Below are 21,049 nucleotides of genomic sequence, written 5' to 3' on the forward strand. Positions count from 1 at the left end.
GTAATTATTCTTTCACCCACACTAAGCTTCCTTCAATTCATTTATGGTTTTCGAAAATTGTTAAAAAATAAGGATCTCGATTATTTCATTAATCCTATTTTTTCTCTACTTTTCTAGCATTCTTCTTTTATGAGTTTACTTATCACAACTTGCATTCCCTAATCTATTTTCTAACAATCATTCACTGTTTAACCGTTCCAATCGGAAGATTATCTAGTTAATTATTTAAAAATAGCTCGGATTCACATTTATTTTTTGCGTTTTAACTAACTAAAAGCGAAAAGATAAGAGTTAGATATGTAAATGTATATAAGGTTAGGAGCTGTTAGATGAGCTTTATAGGGGAATCTCAGAAAACTAAGATCGCCAATCAGGATTGAAAAAAAATGCAGCACCTAAGGGTATCCACTTTTTCATCCGCCAACTGAAAGAAATTAGCGAAAAAGAGTAAACTCACAAAAAATGAGTTTACTCTAAATCAATATAATAATTAACTGCGCCCTTCCTCATCCATCTCTCGATAATCAAATTCATAAAACACAGCTTTTGTGTCATAGCCTGCATAGTCAACCGCTGCTAGTCCGACAAATGCTCCGGTGAAGAATCCGCCGCAAGTTTGTAATACATAATCATCCGAGAGAATAGCAGAATCAAATTCGATTGGTAAATCTTGCCATGTTTCTCCATCAAAGGAATAGGCATATCTATAGGTCTGCTTGCGGACTTTTGTTTTGAACCAGACAAAATCCACATCATCTGCAATGGTAATCGCATTTTCTCTTAAGTAGGACGTATAGGTTCCTTGATTGTTTTCAGCTACTTCAATTACTTTTCCATTTTCTTCATTCCAAGTGATAAAAATGAAGGACCAGTGTTGGTCATTATAGTAATTGGTTAGTCCTGCCATTTGTTGGTAAGAAAATGGATCAAATTTTACTTTTGTTGTTGCATCAAAATAAAAGGTTTGCCAACGGCGTGCGATCATTGAAAGATCATGGCGATTTGTTAAGCTTCCTTTTCCAATTAGTTCTAGTTTCTCATCGCCTACACTGCCCATCTCTGCTGAAAATGGTACACGAAGGGTCTGCCAGTTTTTATTGAGCTGCTTCTCACTAAAGTCATCATAATGAGAGCGGCTACTCAAAACTTCGGTAGGTGCTGCATCTTTAGGTGCCTCCACGCTTGTTTGTCCCCCATGTCCACCAACGATTCTTGGCCAGTCTTCCGAATCCCATTCAACTTTTTGAATGGCGGTCTCACGTCCTAAAGTTGACCATCCGCGAGGATTTGTCACCGACTCGTTTTCTCGATGTAAGGGTCTTGCACATAGCGATGCATAGTACCATTCGCCTGACGGAGTAGACACAAGTGCCCCATGTCCTTGCTTTTGCAAGTATGAATGAGGCGTATCGTAATTGGTTAGAAAAGGACCATGAGGATCGGTTTCGAACGAATCAGCTTCCAGTGAAGAGGACCTAGCTACGACTTCTTGATGGGTAAAGACAGTTCCACCTTCTGCCACAAATAAATAGTAACGCCCATTTATTTTGTATAGATGCGGCCCTTCAACTAATCCTACATTCGTTCCTTCATAAATCATTCGAGCAGTTTCTGGTTTCAACTGCATAGTTTCTACATCAAATTCGGTCAGTGTAATGCCATTGAAAGGATTTTTATACTCTCGATGATCCCACGTCTGTTGCACGAGGTATTTTCTGCCATCCTCATCATGAAACAGAGAGGGATCAAAGCCAACGCCATTCAATCGAATCGGTGTAGTCCACGGTCCATGGATGTTCGTTGCGGTAGTCAAATAGTTGGTCATGTCCTTAAATGCCCCATCCACAACTTTGACGTCGGTAAACACCAACCAAAATTTGTTGTCTGCATAGGATAAGTCTGGTGCCCATATTCCACCAGACGACGGATTTCCCTTCATGTCTAGCATCTCTACTGAATCGAGAGGAGCATCCAGCAGTTTCCAATGGACCAAATCTTTTGATTCGTGCAAACGAATTCCAGGGAACCATTCGAACGTTGAATTAGCTATATAGTACGTATCTCCTACTCGGATGATGGACGGATCAGGATGAAAGCCGGATAAGACAGGATTTTTTATTTTCATAAGAACACCTCTTTTTTTTAATTTAAGCTACAGTTTTTGATTAGTATTCATTTCAAGCCGTTCGCCCTTGTTGCCCCACTCCTCAAAAAACAAATCAAGTGAAAATCGTCGAATCAAATTACGATACACGCCGTAATTGATTGCACCACTAAGAAAACAAAGATACGCCAAAGAGAAATACTGCATTAACAAAATTGACAGTCCAATAAATGCACTATTATAAACCGTGACTAAAGGCAAACGGTAGCTTATCAGCAACGACCATTCTATTTTCTTCTTAAATGGGATTTGAGTGACGCGAGAATCGCTTGAGATCAGTAAGACAAAGAGCATACTGCTTAATAAAAAACAGCTCGTAAGGACAAATGGCAAAAACATAACAGATCGTTGATATACTATCAGTATTTTCAGTCCAAAGAGGATCAAGAGAATGATCAGAGAATACAAGAAATATACTCCCCAGTTTTTCTTCAAGCATTCTCGATAGTACTGAAAGTAGTTCTTTCTATTCGATAAATGCTCTGGGTTATTAAATAAGCCGAATTGAGCGGACAGACTTGCCATAAAAAAAACTAGGGGTACCCAAAAGAAGACAATATTATTCAAAGTCAATCGAAGAAAAAACAAGTGCATCAGGAGTAAACTATTCGACAGGATGAAATACAGCTGATAAACCAAAAGCCGATAGGCTGAGTGGACAATGGCAACGGTCCACTCAGAAATAGCGTGAAAGAAAGGATTCATACTTACCTCCTATCCTTTGATACCCGAACTTGTGACGCCTTCGACAAAATACTTTTGCGCGCTGAAGAATAAGATGATTGCTGGCAACAATGAGATCACCGACATTGCAAACACTTGATTCCATGGGGTATTAGTAGATGGATCAACGTTGAGCCGCAACGCAAGAGATACTGGGAATTTGTCTTGTGAAGTGATATAAATCAATGGACCTAAGAAATCACTGAAACTCCAAACGAATTGAAAAATCACACAAGAAATCAGGGCAGGTTTTAATGCCGGAATCAGGACACGCCAGAGAACACCGAAAGAAGAACAACCGTCAACGATCGCTGCTTCATCGAGATCCCTTGGAATTGAACGCATAAACTGGATCATCATGAACACGAAGAAGGGTTCTTGTCCTAAAAATGAATTGGCCAGTAACGGAACATACGTATCTAATAGATCCAAGCGATTCCAGAAGAGATACAAAGGGATTCTGGTTACGACTTGAGGTAAAAACATCGTTGCCATTAACAACGAGAACATGATTTTCTTGAATGGAAAGTCAAACCGAGCAAACCCATAGGCTGTAAGAGTCGCCGAGACAACGGTAAAAAGAATCTTTGGAATGACGTATTTAAAGGTATTGATAAAATACAAGGTGAACGTATAATCGCCCTTGGTGTTCCAACCATCAATATATGCTTGGAAATCAATCGTTGAAGGAATGAAGCCGATTGATGTGAAAATCTCTGTGTTTGTTTTGAAGGACGCTCCAACCATCCAAATAATTGGATACAGCATAATCAGTGCAACGACCGTCAACAAAACATAGCGAATCAGTGCTTGATCATGCTTATTCGAGTGCTTCTTTTTTGCAGATGCTACAGGGGTTGCCTCCATTTATATCCCACCTCCATCAGAATAATAGACCCATCGTTTTTGGCTCGTGAAAAGAAGAACCGTTGAACAAACAATCAACGCAAACAACACCCAACTTGCCGCACTTGCGTAGCCCATATCAAATTCTTTAAATGCTTTATCATAAATAAACATCGAGGAAAGATACGTGGCATTGAGGGGACCACGACCGGTGACAATAAAAGGACCGTTAAATTCTTGAAAGGCATTGTTCAGTTGCATCACTAAGTTGAAAAAAATGGTTGGTGTGATCAAAGGAATCGTAATTTTGAAAAACTGGGTCACCCTTGATGCGCCGTCCAAACTCGAGGACTCATACAAATCCTGGGGGATTTCCTTCAATGCAGCTAAGAAAATCAACATTGAGGAACCAAATTGCCACACTTTCAAGAGAATTAAGACGACCATTGCGCCTGTAGGTGTCGATAACCAGTTAATTGGCTCGATGCCAACGGTTCCTAGAAAAATATTCACCAAACCTTCTGGTTGAAACATTGATCGCCAAAGCACACCAACGGCCACGTTTCCTCCTAGAATCGAGGGAATATAATACGCCGTCCGATAGAAATTGATGGCTTTTAATTTGAAATTCAGAATAAACGCAACGAACAACGCAAACCCTAGTTGAAAAGGTACAGTAAACACTGTATAAATTAATGTCGCCCGCATCGAATCAAGAAACGTTTGATCCTTAAAGAGATTCACATAATTTTGAATGCCTAAAAATGCAGGTGTCTGTCCGACACGAGCCAAAGAATAATCGGTCAGTGAATAATAAAATGAAGACAAGATCGGCCAAGCGGTCAACAGTAAAAAGCCAATCAGCCAAGGGGTTACATAGATCAAGCCCACTTTTTCCTTTTTCATAAAATCCCTCCAATCTTTTTGACAACGATTCACGACACTTCATGGAAGCAAACAAAAGCCATTCACCCCCATAAAGTATGCGGATAGTTGTCTATTGCAATTTATAGTCTTTCGCAAGCTTTTCGGCTTGTTCTTTTGTTTTCGTGTAAACGTTGCGAGCAGCTGTTTCTAAATCCGTTCGTCCTAATTCGACAGCTTCCATTTCTGCAGTGTAAATAGTCGTTAAGGTACCATCTTCATAGAACGGCGTCTGGTTGATTTTTGCGACACTTTGGGCGTACTCAAAGCCTTCTTTCATCACACCTGATAATTGTCCATCTTCCGTCAATACTTCGATCGCTTTGCTAGAAGCAGGAATCCCTCTGGAAAGACCTAAAATTTTATTTGCTTCCTCGCCATTTAAAAATTCATTTAAAAATGTGCCTACTTCTTCTGGATGCTCGACATTTTTACGAACAGCAAAAAGCAGTGAAGGTTTTGACATTAAATTCACCTCGGTGCCGCCGTCTGCGATTGGGTAGTCAACGACGACCATTTCATCCCCTACTTCTTTCAATGCTTCATAATTAGAAGACATACTGGCATTCCAATCGATGCCACCCGCATATTGTCCTTCAATCCACTTTTTGTTGGTGGCTAAGGATACAGGTTCCGAGCCGACATTTTCTAAATAATCTTGTCTTGAAACGAAGACCCCAGCATCTGCCATTTCCTTATACCAAGTCATCGCTTCTAAATAGTCTTGTTCTGTCCAATTCATATTTCCTTGTTCATCAAACTCAGACGTTCCAGTCTTTTGTTGCAACCAAATGGTTACCGGAAAACGCCAAGTTGGGGATACGACACAAAAGGTCCCTTCTGGTAACTTCTTAGCGGCTTCCACATAATCGTCCCACGTCTTCAACGTAGTGACATCAATACCATGTCTTTCATATTCGGATTTGTTTAAATACATAACTAAAGTATTTTCCCCATAAGGAACGGCAACCTGCTTTCCATCAACTTGTCCGAATGCCAAAAAATCAGGATCATAGGTGGACAGATCCAAACTATCGATTGTATTAAGATCATAAAACCCGTCATTTTGCCCGAATTGCGGCACCCAATTGTAGAGTAAAGTCGTGATATCCGCCAAAGTATTGCCAGCATACCTCGTCGTGAAGGCTTGATCCAAATCGCCAAAGCCGCTCGGCTCTCCTTTTACTGCAATTTCAGGATGCTCCTTTTCAAAATGAGCAATCATCTCTTGGGTTGCCTGATGGCGATCGTCATTTCCCCACCAACTAAAGCTGATTTCTACTCGATCACCACTCCCCGTTGTCTCAGTCTTTTTTCTCCCAGCATTGCATCCAGCCAACACCAGTGATACAGAAAGCAAAGAACCTACCACTATCAATTGTTTTTTCCATTTTTTCATCACTCTTCCTCCTGATTCTTTTTTAGTAAGTTGGATAAACTAACTTATATGACAAAAAATTTTACCTCTGGTTGAAATCTTTTTTCTTAGTGATCTAAACGTGCTATTACTTCTTTGAAACCTAGCACCTGTTTCTCTTTTTACGCATAAATTTGACGTCCATGTGCATCTGGAATGCCGCTTTTACGATAAAAATACGTGTTGATTTGATCTCGCCAATCTCTAGCAGAACGAACTTGTTCTTGCAATCTTTCGGCGACGTTTTGATAACTTTCTTCATCGATTTGTCCCTGTAAGGAAGCCCACTCGGTAACATATTCCTCTACTTTTTCATAGCCTTCAAAATGCGTGTCATAGATGTGTTGAATGATCGTTTTGCCGCTTTGTAAGACATGGTCGTATGGCAGATGGTGGAAAAATAACACAAGTTCATCTGGGCAAGTTTCTACATTTTCGTATGTTTCACACCAAGCATCCGCATACTGCCTTACATAGCCGGTGCCGTCTTTTAACGTTCGATTGACGCCAATGCCCTTTCTATCTGCAAAGTGATACGTCCCCCATCTATCATATTCGTAGCCATCGACATCAGGCCCATAGTGATGATTGGGACGAACCATAAAACCGATACCTAGTGGGGCAGTATAATTTTCATAGGTCTGATAGGACGTAGCGAGGATTGCAAGTAGTCGTTTTTTTGCAGAATCATCTAATTCAAAGGACAAATCGATCCATTCGCAAAGGATAGCTTCTGTGCTTAATTCATTGTTCCAAATCAATCTGCCATAGCCAAAAAGGTTCGCTTGCGCTAGCTTGTGTCCGGTCCAATTATCATCCATGCCGACATTGACGACTGCTGCCACGCCAGAATATTTAGGATTTGGACTTTGCTCTGGGAGAATCTTCTTTACTGTGGCGTGTTCAAGTGGATGCTTCGTATCAAAATCTAACACATCTTTCCACATCGGTAGTAAGCAGCAAATGTGCTTTTGTTGTCCGGTATACTCTTGCGTCACTTGGAATTCCAACATTTGATTGGTGTGTTTTAACGCGCCAAAAAGCGGCGTCACGGGTTCCCGTACTTGAAAATCAATCGGTCCATTTTTAATCTGTAAAATAACATTTTCCTCAAACGTACCGTCTAATTTCATGAAGTGGTCGTAGGCAGCTTTGGCACGATCAATTGAGCGATCTCGCCAATCCTGTGAACAGTCATAAACAAAGCAGCGCCATATCAGTAGTCCTCCATAGGGTTGCAACGCTCGTGCCAGCATATTGGCACCATCATTATGGTCACGCCCATATACAAACGGTCCCGGTTCCCCTTCAGAATCGGCTTTGACTACAAACCCACCAAAATCCGGCATCACTTGATAGATTGTATCTGCTGTTTTTTGCCAAAACGCAATAACTTCCTCAGCTAACGGGTCGGCGGTCGTTAGTCCTCCAACGGATATAGGTGCCGCAAAGTTGATACTTAAAAACGTCCGAATCCCATAGGCAGCGAATGTATCTGCGATCTTTTTAATCTCGATCAAATACGGTTCCGTAATAAACCATTTGGCATCTCCGCGAACATTCACGTTATTGATAGAAACCGCATTCATTCCGATGGAAGCTAAGAAACGCGCATAGTCGCGTACCGTTTCATGGTCTTGCCGAAACTGATTGTTTGAAAAGAAAATCGATTCTCCAGCGTACCCACGTTCGATCGTCCCATCAAAATTATCCCAATGATTGACCATACGAATGGCTTGATTGGGAATCGACCTCAGATTTTCTGGCAACTCAGTGGTTCGAATCACATGCTTGTAAAGTTCAAAGAATCCATATAACCAGCCTTTACTAGCATTCGCATAAACGACTGTCTGATTGTGCTCATAACTGATTTCAAATCCTTCATCCCCAAGCAGCGCATCCGTTGCCTTTTTAAAATATAACTCTGCATTTGCCTCTTCCACACAGCGGCACATTGGAAATAATGTCTGCATCTCTCGTTTGATCGTATCCGTCAATTGGTCCGACTGCTCGAAACTATATGTCGAAACTACATCAGTTGCTACACGCTTTTTTAGCCAACACTCGTCTTTCTTTCTCATTTCTTCATCCCCTCTTTTATCTAAAAAATCCCTTCCGGCAGTTTCCAAGCAACTTCACTTTCTATGTGAATCCCTCCTTAAATCTTTTTGATAGACGAATAGAAGTTCACTCAATTACTCAATTTCTTAGTCAAGACTGAGGTAAATATCCAAATCACTCTCCTTTCTTTTTCTATGTATGGAGGTAAAAAACATTTCCTCTAAGAGAATCTCGAATTATACTCAACTATCCCAATACTTTTATGCGTTTATTGCATATTAAAACATTCTGTAAATTTCCTCCCATAAAATAAAAGAGAGGTGATTTTTATGTATCATAGAATTCGTGACTTACGCGAAGATAAAGACTTGAATCAAGAACAACTTGCTAAACTTCTGAATATCAGTCAAACAACTTACTCCCGCTATGAGTCAGGAAAATTAGACATTCCTACCCAATCTCTGATTAAACTTGCAGATTTTTATTCTACTAGTGTCGACTACTTGCTAAATTTAACAGACCATCAAAAACCCTATCCTCGTAGCTAACAACATAATATGCGTAAAACGCATAAAAGTCAATATGCGATAAGAGCATAATTTAGAATAGTATCGAGGTGACGTGAATGTTTCAGCGAATCCGAGATTTGAGAGAAGACAACGATTTAACTCAACACCAGATTGCTACTCTTTTAAATATTTCACAGTCAACGTATTCTCGGTACGAGAACGGCGAGCTGGATATCCCTATTCAAATGTTAATAAAGTTAGCAAATTATTATAATACTAGTCTTGATTATTTGGTAAATCTGACTGATGTTAGACCTCCTTATAAAGCCAATGAGCAATGATAACGAAATTTCATTGTAATAACACTTTTAAATCATTATAAGAGATGAGTAGACACTCATTAATCAGTTTCTTCTCTCCTATGTTCTGTTTATATTAATGACTGGATGTGTTTTTAGCTTAAAAGTAATAAATAGGAAGAACTCACTTAATGTTTGCTAATAAAGCAACAGATTTGTTAACATTATACTCTATGATACTTACATAAACATCAATAAAGAGGTGATTTTTGTGTATAAGGAAAAAGTGTTAGTAATCCATATACAAGAACTTGTGAAAAAACATAATATTTCTTTACGAGAGCTTTCTAGGCGTGCGGACATAGATATTGCCCGGCTAAGTGAACTATCCAGTGGAAAACGGCAACGAATCAATATTGAATACATCGAACGAATAGCTGAGGCTTTGAATATAGATGATATTCGTGAGATTTTGACGATTGAGGATAAATGAAAGCTTTCATAGACAGCACAACATTAGTATATTATTTTTACCGATTCTATTCATGTTAAACAGACAGTATAACAAGATAGGCTTAAAAAGCGAAAATTACTTGAATTTCAATTATGATTTTCCATCCATCGACTTTTAAATTCATAATAAGCACGAAGTGATACTTATATAGGTATCACTTCGTGCTTATTATACTTCATGTTACTCTTATAAGCAACGATTTTTTCAAAAAAATTTGTTTACCAACAATAAAAATTTAATAAGCATAAGAAATCAAGAGCTATAATAAAATTAAGTACACAATGTGTTCCCTTAGTACGTTCATCTTTACTGTACAAATCAATAAAGAAAACTCAACAAATATTATTTCAAGCCTGATTAAAAAATACCGCGTCGCTTCATTCGCTTAGCGTATGACGGTTATGTTACTCTTTTATTAATCATAAAAGGATGGGGATAATAAAATGAAGCATAGAAAGTTAGAAACAGATGCAGCAACATCTAAAAGGATGGGGAATGTCCATTTGAAAGGAAGCAAAGCTGAGAACCTCTTATCGCTCTCCTTGTGGCACCAAGGCATACGTTATCGGAAAAACTATAAAAAATTACCTGGTTCTCCTGATATTGCAATCACAAAATATAAAATCGCTATTTTTGTTGATGGAGAATTTTGGCATGGACAAGATTGGGTAAATCGAAAAAAGAAATTGAAACGAAACAGAGATTATTGGATTGAAAAAATCGAGGAGAACATCAGACGTGATAAAAAGAATGACCAACTTCTAATTGATAGTGGATGGTTACCGATTCATTTTTGGGAAAAAGAAGTTTTAAAAAATTTGGATAGCTGTGTAATCAATATTTTAAATAGGATAGAACTGCGCAAATAAACATAGAGTTGATTCATTGCATCTCCTCAATAAATCAACTCAATTTTTTTATTTATCCTTATAGGAAGGGCATTTTGTTCAACATATCTACAAGTATTTTGCCTTTTATCCAGAGATCTTGGCGATACATTGAAATACCATTGATCTCTACGGGTTTATCAGATGAATCCGCACCAGATCCCCTAAAAAATACAGTATTAGTTGCTGATTTAGGGAAATTTATCGATGTCATCACCGTTCCATTTTTATTGACACGCACTTGTCCATCTTTCTTTTTTTTCACAGTTTCAACTAGCTTGTTCTCAAAAATCAAATAACGAACAGATTCCCAAATCGGGCGTACCTCTGTCTCAATAAACTGTTCATCGAAAGACAAACGTTTAAACCCTTTAAATCGTTTTTCAAGTAATTTATCTTTAGAAGAACTTTCCTCGAAAATGATAAATAAAAATTGTTGCTCGTTGAATTCAGCATAAACGGTAGATTCTTCAAAAAGTATATCTTTTTGCATCCATTCATCAAAATCGATTGGGAACATTTTAGTATCTTCTGTTCGATTTCCTATAGATGTTTGTGTAATAGTTTTTGCTCTCAATCCAATTTCACTGAATAATTCGATTTTCTTCATTTTATTTGAAGAAGCACCAAACATACGTACAACTATTTGCTCAGTCACAGATTTTGCTACGTCATTTTTATCATTCAATTTGATTGGAATATCAAAATGTTCCATCAATTGTAAAACCGTCATTCCCTGATAATTCAATGTAAACTCTTTAAGCTGTTGATTGATCTCAGCATATGTACCAAAATCCTTATCCAATTCTTCAAATCGTTTACCAAAATACTTTTGAACCATAGTAGTGACCGTCGACCTTTTCAAACGAAACCTAGGTGGATTGGGCCATTTAGGTGCGGTATCTATCAACATCAAATGTGGTCTAAGTTTAGATGAAATCGTCGGGTAATGTTCTTCCGGAATTTCCTCTGACTGCAATTCTACGATATAGTTTTTTACTAGAGACCAATCATTCGACAATCGTTCTTTATCTGCTTCATCAAATTCATGAAAATCATAACCTTTGATCGGAAAATCAGCATATGCGGCAGCTGGTACTGTCACATCAGAATCATATAAATAATAAACTAAAAGCATTTTTTCTAACTTTTTCCAAAAATGCGAACTTTCAAAATCTTGTGTAATGATAGATTTGGGAGAAACTGCGGTAATAGACATCGGTTCTTTCGCTTCAAATTGACCTTTGACCTTTTTAGACATTCTAAGTCCTGTAGTTTTCAGTTCCACTTCCTCACCGTCAACTATCAAATCAGGTTCTTGTCTTGAATCAGCAGGATATCCTAAAACAGACTGCTCAATCACGTCGCCAGCAATACCTGTAATTTTGGGATGGACTATCGTACGATCAAATACGCGGTTTTTATCCACTTCACCTAATGTCTTTTCCAAAACATTATCCAAAATCATTACTAAATCTTTTTTTGTAAAACAATGCAAATTTTTTTCCAAATTCTTCATCCTTCTTTAAATTATTTATATACATATTTCATTCATATCCTGGATTTCTTCATATGTTTATTATAACATCAATAAATTGAATTTAGATCTTGATCTTTTTTTAATTTTAGTGTATAATGACCAATAGATATATCGAAAGGATGTTCGTATAATGAAACAAAAAATGAAAGTATTAGAACTTTTTGCAGGTGTAGGCGGCTTCCGCGTTGGGCTCGAACATTCCGATCCCGATTTGTATGTAACTAAGTGGGCAAATCAATGGGAACCATCTCGCAGATCCCAAGATGCGTTCGAAGTTTATGACTATAACTTCCCAGATAGTGAAAATTTAAATATAAACATTGAAGAGATTTCTGATGATGTTTTCGAAAAAATGGATGCAGACATAATCGTAGGTGGATTTCCTTGTCAAGATTATTCAGTCGCTCGGAGTAAGAAACATGAAATGGGGATCCAAGGTAAAAAAGGCGTTCTTTTTTGGCAAATCATACGTGCTACTAATCATATTCGCCCCCAATATTTGATCCTTGAGAATGTTGACCGTCTGTTAAAATCTCCTTCCAAGCAAAGAGGACGTGATTTTGCTATCATGCTTACCGCGTTCAACCAACTAGGATACTCAGTTGAATGGCGGGTCATCAATGCTGCTGACTACGGTCGCAGCCAAAGGCGCAGACGTGTTTTCTTCTTTGTTTATCGAAACGACACAGATTTTGCAAAACGATTGGATAAACGTTTCGAAGAAAATTCATCTTCTGAGGACTTATTTGTTGCTGAGCATCGCTATGATGAGTATATATTCAATGATGGATTATTTGCTCGGCAATTTCCGATAGTTAAACAGCCTTATAAAAATAGAGAGGCTTTTTACGAACTTTCAGAAGATATAGTAGAAGTTTCTGATGGATTCACTGGGAAAGTTTGGAATACAGGTGTTATGCGTCATGGGCGTTATTATACTATAGACACCTTACCACTAGGTGATGAACGTCCTATAACCTTAGGTGAAATCATTCAGCCATCTGAGATGGTAGACGAAAAGTATTATTTGACAGACACAAATAAACTAGAAAAATTTCAGTATTTACGCGGACCAAAAAAAATCGAACGAACTTCTGCCGAAGGTCACAAATATATTTTTGCAGAAGGTGGCATGTCTCCATATGATGATTTGAGCATGCCAGGAAGAACGATGCTTACCTCTGAAGGATCAGTAAATCGCTCTACTCATATTTTATTTATCGATGGTCGATATCGATTATTGACACCAATAGAAGCAGAGCGGCTACAAGACTTCCCGGATGACTGGACAAGATTCAAAAAACTTTCAACAGGTGAAATTGTAGAAGTCTCTGATCGTATGCGCATGTTTTTCATGGGAAATGCATTAGTGACAGAGATAGTAAAACGGATCGGTGATGGGCTAAAAGATATTTTAGAAGCATGATCTCCAACTGTTTGTTTTCAAAAACTCAAAAATATTTCTAAAAAAAGCGTCAATCGTACTCAACATAACAGTATGGTTGACGCTTTTTCTGATTTATTTTATATTAGTTTATTATCTAACAATATTTTATTTATATACTCAGAATTAGCCCAAAACGTTCGTCTCGTTATAAATTCACCATCACTAAACTGGAACGTATCCTTAGAATTTGCTGCTTTAGGACGAACATGGAATCCAATATTTGAACTTACTTTAGGAAATCTCGTTGAATCCCCTAGCAAGAAAGCTTCTCTCACTAAATCGAAAGCTTTCTCAGCCTTTTCTTCCCAATCTTTAGCCATTGTAACTGAAAAAGTTGAGATAAATTTAACGTTCTTAATATCATTATTCTCATTCAAAAAAATAACATAGACAGGGTACTTCCTTCTTATTTCTTTTAAAAATAGGGAGTCTTCAAAAACTGGGTAAGCGTCGTCTTCCATATATTTTTCTCGTTTATAAAATTCTTCAAATGTAGAATTAGGGAAAGGAAAATTTTCTTTAACTTTATTCCCTTTGTATGAAATAGTACGGAAATACTCCATATCGATACCCTGCTGTTCATTAAATCTCTTGATTATCGATGATACTGAATAATTATTTTGCTTGTTCTTGATGACATAATCGCTCAAAGCTCTATCGTCATTACTTTCATTCTCCTTAATATTGATAGCTTTTGACTTAGATAGTTTCCTTTGTATCTTCATAAAAGATTGATTTGATTTATAGTCATTGATTTCTATATTCATTTCTTTTGCTAACGATTCAATCTCTTCATAATACATTTCTAAATCAGTTTCTATAAAAGAGACTAGTCCGTCGTTCTCATCGAGCCTCCATACTACAAAACTCTGAAAATAATTCTTCCCATACCTTAGAAAAATAGACTTATCATCAGCATTACGATATAAATCATCCCACCACTTCCCAATCTGCAAAGCTATATCTATTTTCGTAAGTAGTACCTCATTATTCTTGATTGTTGCAACAGCCTCCCCTATATCCTTTTCTAAGTTCGTTTTATTAAAGTTTTTACTTCTTCCTGGGTCACCTATTGCAATATAGAATAATTTTATAAATTCCAAAGAAGATAATCCCCTATATATTTTTGAGATTTCTCCAGTCTTTAATACTTTTAATTGGTACTTCTTTAACATTTTATTCAGTTCATCAATATCTTTCGACACACCAATAAAGTCTTCTTGAGTTATTGGAATTTGGTTATTTAATCCCCAAGTGATAGTTTTAGATAAGTTTCTATCTCCTTTTATGAATATCGTTTTAACAATGATTGAATCTAAAACTGCATTTATTTTGATATCTAAATTTGGGAGTCGAAAATCACTTATCACCAATTCCTTAATAAGTTCATCGTTAGCAATAAAAAAATTCGTCAATGTTTGGGCACCGTTAATAACACTGACCAGTTTAGGGTTTAATTTAACAAGATGCGTTGAAGTATCCAGTAGAGCATGTTCATCCATATAAATATTTATACCGTTATGTTTATACCAAAAAATATCGGGATTAAATTTCTGTTTCGTACTTTCTGTGATACCAAAGTAATTCGATAAGCTATCCAATAGATCCGTGTCAGTATTTTCTTTAGCAACTTGATTAAAAAGTCCCACTTTTAAATAATTTTTAAAATCTTCTTTTAATTCTAAGCCATTTTTTTTATTTTCGATTCCGGTTCTCACATTTAGTTTAAATAAATGTTTTCCTCTAATATTGAATAAGCCTTTTAAATCCAACATAGATACATTGAATATTTTCGCTTCTAAGTTTAATTCTTCGATTCTATGCATCTCTAAATAATTTATACCTTCTTGATCAACTTTGAGATGTAACTCTTCTGGTGTCTCATAGTAGATAGAGGTGATAAAACTATACATGTCATTAACTATTTTACGCTCTTTTGCATTATCCGATTCTTTCAAAAAGATTCGTAAAGATTCTCTTTCCTGTGCCCAATCGTTGAAAAATGCATATAGCTCGTATATTTTTTCCCCTTTTTCAATTTCATTCCTTAATTCTAATAGATTTTTTTTCAGTAGCTTGATTTCATTTTGATCAATATTATTTATATTTCTGTAATCTGCTATCAAAATAGTAATAATACTACTATCAGTTTGTTTTTCTATAGAATAAAATTTGAACAGAGATTTGAACTTTTCGGCTTTCAAATCTTCAATCGTAATGATCTCGTTATCTATCAATATAGATCTTAATTCATTTTTCATAAACCCACTCCTGATTCAATAATTGTAAACTTATCTTCGATAATTTTTCTCTTTTTATATTTTTCTGATTCGCTTTTATAGTTTTTATCAATATAGGTGAATAAATTAGCTTTTTCTTTCCGAAGAAACCTCAGTATTTTTTTTGGATCTTCCTTTTTCAAACTAGTTTCAAATACGATCCTCCGGAAACAGTATTCCAATTCAATATCTACAAAATCGCCTATATTCGCTTTATTTCTTTTTATGTAGGAAAGTCTCTCCATTATAGGATCTTTCCGCTTGTCTTTCTCTGGAAATATAGTTGATTCATTTAAATTAAAGTATTTTGACAATTGTGCTCGAATCGTTACTTTATCTTCTGCTGATATTCTCGTAGGTTCACAATAGTATTCTTCAGGAATTTTCGAAAAAGCTTCCCCTCCAAATAGAATAAAGCCACCGCTCTGCATTTTTAATCGTTCATTATTATAGCTATGTGTGATTACTTTGAAATCTTTCGAATATGGAAAAAATTCATTAGCAACTAGGCTATCATAATAATGATTTAAATAATCTGAGTTAGGAGAAAAAGACTCTGGAAATACAAAAGTATATACGAACCCATCTTCTTCTTGGTTGTCACTAGCAAAATAAAGCGCTGGTAGAATACTAAACGTTATATCCAGTAAACGACTGATTTGTAAAAAATGCTGTCCTGCAATTGTTTTTGAAAGTTTAGTATTATCTTTTGATTGAGGAATATCATAATCACTTAGCAATTCAATAAGTTCTTTTTCTAATAAGATTCCGGAATCATTCCGAAATAAAGACGGCATCAACTTGGTATCTCCATAATCTATGGACTCTCCACGGAAACATACTAACGGCTTAGTAGAATTGTTATCATTTATAAGTTCCTTTTTTATATCAACATTTTTCATGATTTTTTCCATATAATACAAAATTTTATTTTTCATTAAACCCTCCAACTATTTTGAATTAATGAATTTTAGTTTTATAAGTATTTCACAAAACAGTTTGTTTCATTGACCATTACACATTCATGACTTGACTCTCATCAATAAGCTAAGCGCTGTTTCTACTTATATACAACTAAACCGCCGCATTATGAATGCGTTTACATATAATCGTAGTTTCTTCTTACTATAAAATTATACACTAAGTTATCATCGAATTGGCTAACAAATTTTTTATTTATCCCATCAGTTTGCATTCCACTTGTATAATCTCATTTAAACCTACTAACATCATTTTGACTACCACTCATACTACAATCAAATTGCAAAGAAAATGATATCCATAGAAGTGGAATTTCTTGAAATTATAATCAGCCGTATATTTTTATGATCATTCAGAAATTTATTACGATTAATAGAAGAAGCAATATTGATACATAAAAAAAAACACCCTCCAAAAGGAGAGTGTTTTGAAATCTTCGATAAAAAGATTAACGTTTTGAAAACTGTGAAGCTTTACGAGCTTTCTTAAGACCTGGTTTTTTACGTTCAACCATACGTGCGTCACGAGTAAGTAAGCCAGCACGTTTAAGAGCTAAACGGAAATCAGGATCAACTTGTAACAATGCGCGTGCGATACCGTGACGGATTGCACCTGATTGTCCAGCGTATCCACCACCATTTACGTTTACAAAAACATCGTATGAACCTTTAGTTTCTGTAACGCCGAATGGTTGGTTGATTACTTCACGCAAGTCTGCGTGTGGGATGTATTCTTCAACATCTTTTTTGTTAACAGTAATTTTACCAGTACCTGGTACTAAACGTACGCGGGCTACTGCATTTTTACGACGGCCAGTGCCGATATATTGAGCTTGTGCCAATGAAATTCCCTCCTATTAGATTAAGTTTGTGATGTCCAATACTTCTGGTTGTTGTGCAGCATGTGGGTGTTCAGCGCCAGCATAAACATGAAGTTTCATTCCTTGTTTACGGCCTAAAGTGTTTTTAGGAAGCATGCCTTTTACAGAAGTTTCGATCAAACGACGAGAATTTTTAGCACGTAATTCTCCAGCAGAGACTGATTTCAATCCTCCTGGGAAGTTTGAGTGACGGTAATAAATTTTATCGCTTGCTTTGTTACCTGTTAATTTGATTTTTTCTGCATTAATGACGATTACGAAATCGCCTGTATCCACATGAGGTGTGAATGTTGGTTTATTTTTACCACGTAAGACAGATGCTACTACTGCTGAAAGACGACCCATAGGAACATCTGTTGCATCTACTACGTACCATTTACGTTCTACTTCGCCTGGTTTGGCCATATATGTTGTACGCACAATTTTTTCCTCCAATTCAATTTCACGAATGTTTGACATACACTTGAGTTTCCGGGGCTCTTGTGGGGCAAACAATACCATATAACATAATACCTTCTATAAAGCCTAATGTCAACGTAATTCCGCCTCTTTTTGAAAATTTTCTCCATTCATTTTCTGCCATTTTCTCTGAAAAACGAAACTTGTTGTTGCAGACTTCTCAAACTGAATACCAAAATGAATATTATGTATAAACTTTCATTAACGAAGCGAGCATCCACTTCTTTTCCTCAAACACCGATAATAGTATAAAAACCTGATAATCACCACTTTTATGTATAAATATTTAATTTTTCCCTTGATTTATTATTTTTATTCTGATAAGATAGCTTCAATCACTTGAAAACACGCGGAAAAGGAGTTAATAAGTATGAAAGAAAAAGTAATATTGGCCTATTCTGGAGGATTAGATACCTCCGTTTCAATTAAATGGTTAACGGACCAAGGATATGATGTGGTGGCTTGCTGCCTAGACATCGGTGAAGGTCGCGACACCCAATCCATTAAAGACAAAGCATTGGCAGTTGGCGCGATTGAATCTTATGCCATCGATGCCCGCGAAGAATTCGCCCAAGATTTTGCTTTGATCGCTTTACAAGGCAATACTTTTTATGAAAATTCTTATCCTCTTGTTTCCGCTTTGTCTCGCCCATTGATCGCCAAGAAGTTGGTGGAATTGGCATTAGCGACTGGCGCAACAACCGTCGCCCACGGCTGTACTGGTAAAGGCAATGACCAAGTTCGGTTTGAAGTGGCGATTGCCGCTTTAGCGCCTCACTTGAAAGTCATCGCACCGGTTCGGGAATGGAAATGGTCCCGGGAAGAAGAGATTGCCTATGCAGCTGAAAAAGGAGTGCCGATTCCCGCTGATTTGGACAATCCGTATTCCATCGACCAAAACTTGTGGGGACGTGCCTGTGAGTGCGGCGTCTTAGAAGATCCTTGGGCAACGCCGCCAAAAGGAGCCTACGCCATCACGCAAGAATTAGAAGATACTCCTGACGTACCGACGATTGTTGAGATCACCTTTGATCAAGGGGTACCGACGGCCATTGATGGTGAAACGATGAATCTAGCAGAATTGATCATGAAATTGAACCGGATGGCTGGCGAACATGGCGTTGGTCGGATCGACCATATTGAAAATCGTCTGGTGGGGATCAAATCACGGGAAGTTTATGAATGTCCAGGAGCGATCGCTTTGATGACGGCTCATAAAGAATTGGAAGATTTGGTCTTTGTACGGGAATTGGCGCATTTCAAACCAATCATCGAGCAGCAATTAGCCCAAGTCATCTATGATGGTCTTTGGTTCAATCCATTGACGGAAGCCTTGATTACCTTCTTGAAAAGCACGCAAGTCTACGTCAACGGGATCGTGCGTTTGAAATTGTTCAAAGGCAACGTCATTTGTGAAGGACGGAAATCTGAAAACAGCTTGTACGATGAAAACTTAGCAACATATACTTCTGCAGATACCTTTGATCAGCATGCGGCTATCGGCTTCATCAAATTATGGGGACTGCCAAGCAAAGTGCACGCTGAGATCCAAGCACAACAGCAACTAACAGAAACATTGATTTAAGTATGCACGGCTGAAGCTGCCGCTTCAGCCGTAATCTTTTTTTGAGGTGAGAATATGGCAAAATTATGGGGCGGACGTTTCGATGGGAAAAACGAAGCATGGATCGATGCTTTTGGGGCTTCCATCACGTTTGATCAAAAGTTAGCAAAGCAAGACGTTCTTGGCAGTTTGGCACATGTCAAAATGCTGGTCCATACGGGCATCATCAGTCAAACCGATGGCGAAGCGATCATTGACGGCTTGACCACGATTCAACAGCAATTAGCCGCTGGCGAATTGACCTTCACGATTGAAAATGAGGACATCCATTTAAACATCGAGACATTCTTGCATGAATTGATTGGACCAGTGGCAGGCAAATTGCATACTGCCCGTAGTCGTAATGACCAAGTGGCAACCGATATGCATTTGTATTTGAAAGAAGTCGTGCAAGAGGTGATCGCCTTGATCGCTGAGTTGCGAGAAGCGCTGGTTTTACAAGCCGAAGCCAACATCTATACCATCATGCCCGGTTATACCCATCTGCAGCATGCACAGCCGATTTCTTTTGCCCATCACCTCTTAGCCTATTACAGTATGCTGACGCGTGACCAAGAGCGTTTCAGTGAGAGTTTGAGCCGCATCGATGTGATGCCTTTAGGCAGTGCCGCTTTGGCAGGAACTACCTTCCCTATCGATCGTGCTTTCACCGCTCAAGAGTTAGGATTCAGCAATATTTACAGCAACAGCCTAGATGCGGTCAGTGATCGTGATTTTATCTTGGAATTTTTAAGCAACGCCTCTTTATTGATGATGCATCTGTCTCGTTTTTGTGAAGAGCTGATTCTTTGGTGCAGCCACGAATACCAATTTGTGGAACTGACCGATACCTTCTCCACCGGCAGCTCCATCATGCCTCAAAAAAAAAACCCTGACATGGCGGAGCTGATCCGTGGAAAAACAGGACGTGTCTATGGGAACCTCTTTGGCCTTTTGACGGTCATGAAGGGCTTGCCGCTGGCGTACAACAAAGATTTCCAAGAAGACAAAGAAGGCATGTTTGACAGTGCCGAAACCATCACGAAAAGCTTGCAGATCATGACGGGCATGATCGCAACGATGAAGGTCAATCAAGCACGAATGCAAGAATCCACTGAAAAGGATTTTTCCAACGCAACAGAATTAGCGGATTACTTAGCCGGCAAAGGTGTGCCTTTCAGACAAGCCCATGAGATTGTCGGCAAGCTCGTCAGTGAGTGTTTGAGCAAAGGCATCTATCTGCAAGATGTTTCCTTGGAAGACTACCAAGCGATCCATCCTGCCATCGACAGCGATATTTTTGAAAAACTTGACTCCTATACCGCCGTCAAAAATCGTCATTCTTATGGCGGCACCGGTTTTGATCAGGTGGCACAGCAAATTGAAGCCGCCAAAGGGTTATTAGCAAGCAAGTAAAAAAAGGCTCTTCGACATTTAGTGTTGGTAGAGAAAAATACAACTGAAAATTTAGTCATAACCAGTTAGGCAGCGTGCTTAACTGGTTTTTGTTTTACTT

General features: G+C 37.8%; 18 protein-coding genes. 7 read left to right on the top strand and 11 right to left on the bottom strand.

Translation table 11 applies throughout. The features are described 5' to 3' along the window. Positions 1 to 490 precede the first annotated feature (490 nt). The 6 genes from ACIPK1_RS14025 to ACIPK1_RS14050 all read right to left on the bottom strand — a co-directional run bounded on the left by ACIPK1_RS14025 (position 491) and on the right by ACIPK1_RS14050 (position 8,155). Positions 491 to 2,125, bottom strand: coding sequence for a glycoside hydrolase family 43 protein (locus ACIPK1_RS14025; RefSeq protein WP_400451170.1), 1,635 nt, complete (start codon positions 2,123 to 2,125; stop codon positions 491 to 493). 27 nt (positions 2,126 to 2,152) lie between these two features. Next, the gene (locus ACIPK1_RS14030) at positions 2,153 to 2,869 is read right to left on the bottom strand and encodes a hypothetical protein (protein ID WP_400451171.1); all 717 of its coding nucleotides are present in this window, start codon (positions 2,867 to 2,869) and stop codon (positions 2,153 to 2,155) included. Positions 2,870 to 2,878: 9 nt separating this feature from the next. Continuing rightward, a complete protein-coding gene (locus ACIPK1_RS14035; protein WP_086298878.1) occupies positions 2,879 to 3,754 on the bottom strand; it encodes a carbohydrate ABC transporter permease in 876 nt (291 codons plus the stop codon). Continuing rightward, on the bottom strand, positions 3,755 to 4,639 hold the full coding sequence (locus ACIPK1_RS14040; RefSeq protein WP_400451172.1) for a carbohydrate ABC transporter permease: 885 nt from the start codon (positions 4,637 to 4,639) through the stop codon (positions 3,755 to 3,757). 91 nt (positions 4,640 to 4,730) lie between these two features. After that, complete coding sequence (locus tag ACIPK1_RS14045; protein ID WP_400451174.1) at positions 4,731 to 6,056, bottom strand: ABC transporter substrate-binding protein; 1,326 nt, start codon at positions 6,054 to 6,056, stop codon at positions 4,731 to 4,733. A 140-nt stretch (positions 6,057 to 6,196) separates the two neighbouring features. Next, entirely contained in the window at positions 6,197 to 8,155 is a 1,959-nt protein-coding gene (locus ACIPK1_RS14050; RefSeq protein ID WP_400451176.1) for an alpha-glucuronidase, read from the bottom strand. A gap of 309 nt (positions 8,156 to 8,464) precedes the next feature. Here ACIPK1_RS14050 and ACIPK1_RS14055 point away from each other — a divergent pair, with 309 nt between their 5' ends. From ACIPK1_RS14055 to ACIPK1_RS14070, 4 genes are all read left to right on the top strand, one after another. Continuing rightward, positions 8,465 to 8,683, top strand: coding sequence for a helix-turn-helix domain-containing protein (locus tag ACIPK1_RS14055; RefSeq protein ID WP_086299707.1), 219 nt, complete (start codon positions 8,465 to 8,467; stop codon positions 8,681 to 8,683). 77 nt (positions 8,684 to 8,760) lie between these two features. Continuing rightward, positions 8,761 to 8,985, top strand: coding sequence for a helix-turn-helix domain-containing protein (locus ACIPK1_RS14060; RefSeq protein ID WP_400451177.1), 225 nt, complete (start codon positions 8,761 to 8,763; stop codon positions 8,983 to 8,985). A 229-nt stretch (positions 8,986 to 9,214) separates the two neighbouring features. Next, a complete protein-coding gene (locus ACIPK1_RS14065; RefSeq protein WP_311775819.1) occupies positions 9,215 to 9,436 on the top strand; it encodes a helix-turn-helix transcriptional regulator in 222 nt (73 codons plus the stop codon). Between the two features lie 464 nt (positions 9,437 to 9,900). Further along, positions 9,901 to 10,326 (top strand): very short patch repair endonuclease, encoded by a 426-nt coding sequence (locus ACIPK1_RS14070; RefSeq protein WP_400451179.1) that lies wholly within the window; start codon positions 9,901 to 9,903, stop codon positions 10,324 to 10,326. 58 nt (positions 10,327 to 10,384) lie between these two features. On the opposite strand, the gene ACIPK1_RS14075 is transcribed toward ACIPK1_RS14070, so the two are convergent. Continuing rightward, entirely contained in the window at positions 10,385 to 11,854 is a 1,470-nt protein-coding gene (locus ACIPK1_RS14075) for a MutH/Sau3AI family endonuclease (protein WP_400451180.1), read from the bottom strand. Between the two features lie 172 nt (positions 11,855 to 12,026). Between ACIPK1_RS14075 and dcm the strand changes: the two genes are divergently transcribed. After that, positions 12,027 to 13,310: a DNA (cytosine-5-)-methyltransferase gene (gene dcm, locus ACIPK1_RS14080; RefSeq protein ID WP_400451190.1), complete on the top strand. Its 1,284-nt coding sequence runs from the start codon at positions 12,027 to 12,029 to the stop codon at positions 13,308 to 13,310. 98 nt (positions 13,311 to 13,408) lie between these two features. On the opposite strand, the gene ACIPK1_RS14085 is transcribed toward dcm, so the two are convergent. The 4 genes from ACIPK1_RS14085 to rplM form a co-directional block, all read right to left on the bottom strand. Continuing rightward, entirely contained in the window at positions 13,409 to 15,592 is a 2,184-nt protein-coding gene (locus ACIPK1_RS14085; protein WP_400451181.1) for a hypothetical protein, read from the bottom strand. Further along, positions 15,589 to 16,548 carry an FRG domain-containing protein gene (locus ACIPK1_RS14090; RefSeq protein ID WP_400451183.1) on the bottom strand — a complete coding sequence of 320 codons (960 nt, stop codon included), beginning with the start codon at positions 16,546 to 16,548 and terminating at the stop codon, positions 15,589 to 15,591. The genes ACIPK1_RS14085 and ACIPK1_RS14090 overlap by 4 nt, the downstream gene beginning before the upstream one ends. Positions 16,549 to 17,039: 491 nt before the next feature. Then, positions 17,040 to 17,432 carry a 30S ribosomal protein S9 gene (rpsI, locus tag ACIPK1_RS14095; protein WP_003128901.1) on the bottom strand — a complete coding sequence of 131 codons (393 nt, stop codon included), beginning with the start codon at positions 17,430 to 17,432 and terminating at the stop codon, positions 17,040 to 17,042. A gap of 15 nt (positions 17,433 to 17,447) precedes the next feature. Then, a complete protein-coding gene (rplM, locus tag ACIPK1_RS14100; protein WP_301280258.1) occupies positions 17,448 to 17,894 on the bottom strand; it encodes a 50S ribosomal protein L13 in 447 nt (148 codons plus the stop codon). Between the two features lie 406 nt (positions 17,895 to 18,300). Here rplM and ACIPK1_RS14105 point away from each other — a divergent pair, with 406 nt between their 5' ends. Beyond that, complete coding sequence (locus ACIPK1_RS14105; protein WP_005233014.1) at positions 18,301 to 19,515, top strand: argininosuccinate synthase; 1,215 nt, start codon at positions 18,301 to 18,303, stop codon at positions 19,513 to 19,515. A gap of 54 nt (positions 19,516 to 19,569) precedes the next feature. Continuing rightward, on the top strand, positions 19,570 to 20,949 hold the full coding sequence (argH, locus tag ACIPK1_RS14110) for an argininosuccinate lyase (protein WP_400451184.1): 1,380 nt from the start codon (positions 19,570 to 19,572) through the stop codon (positions 20,947 to 20,949). Positions 20,950 to 21,049 lie beyond the last annotated feature (100 nt).

The organism is Enterococcus sp. NPDC086594 (genome assembly GCF_044746145.1).
Classification (GTDB): domain Bacteria; phylum Bacillota; class Bacilli; order Lactobacillales; family Enterococcaceae; genus Enterococcus_D; species Enterococcus_D entomosocium.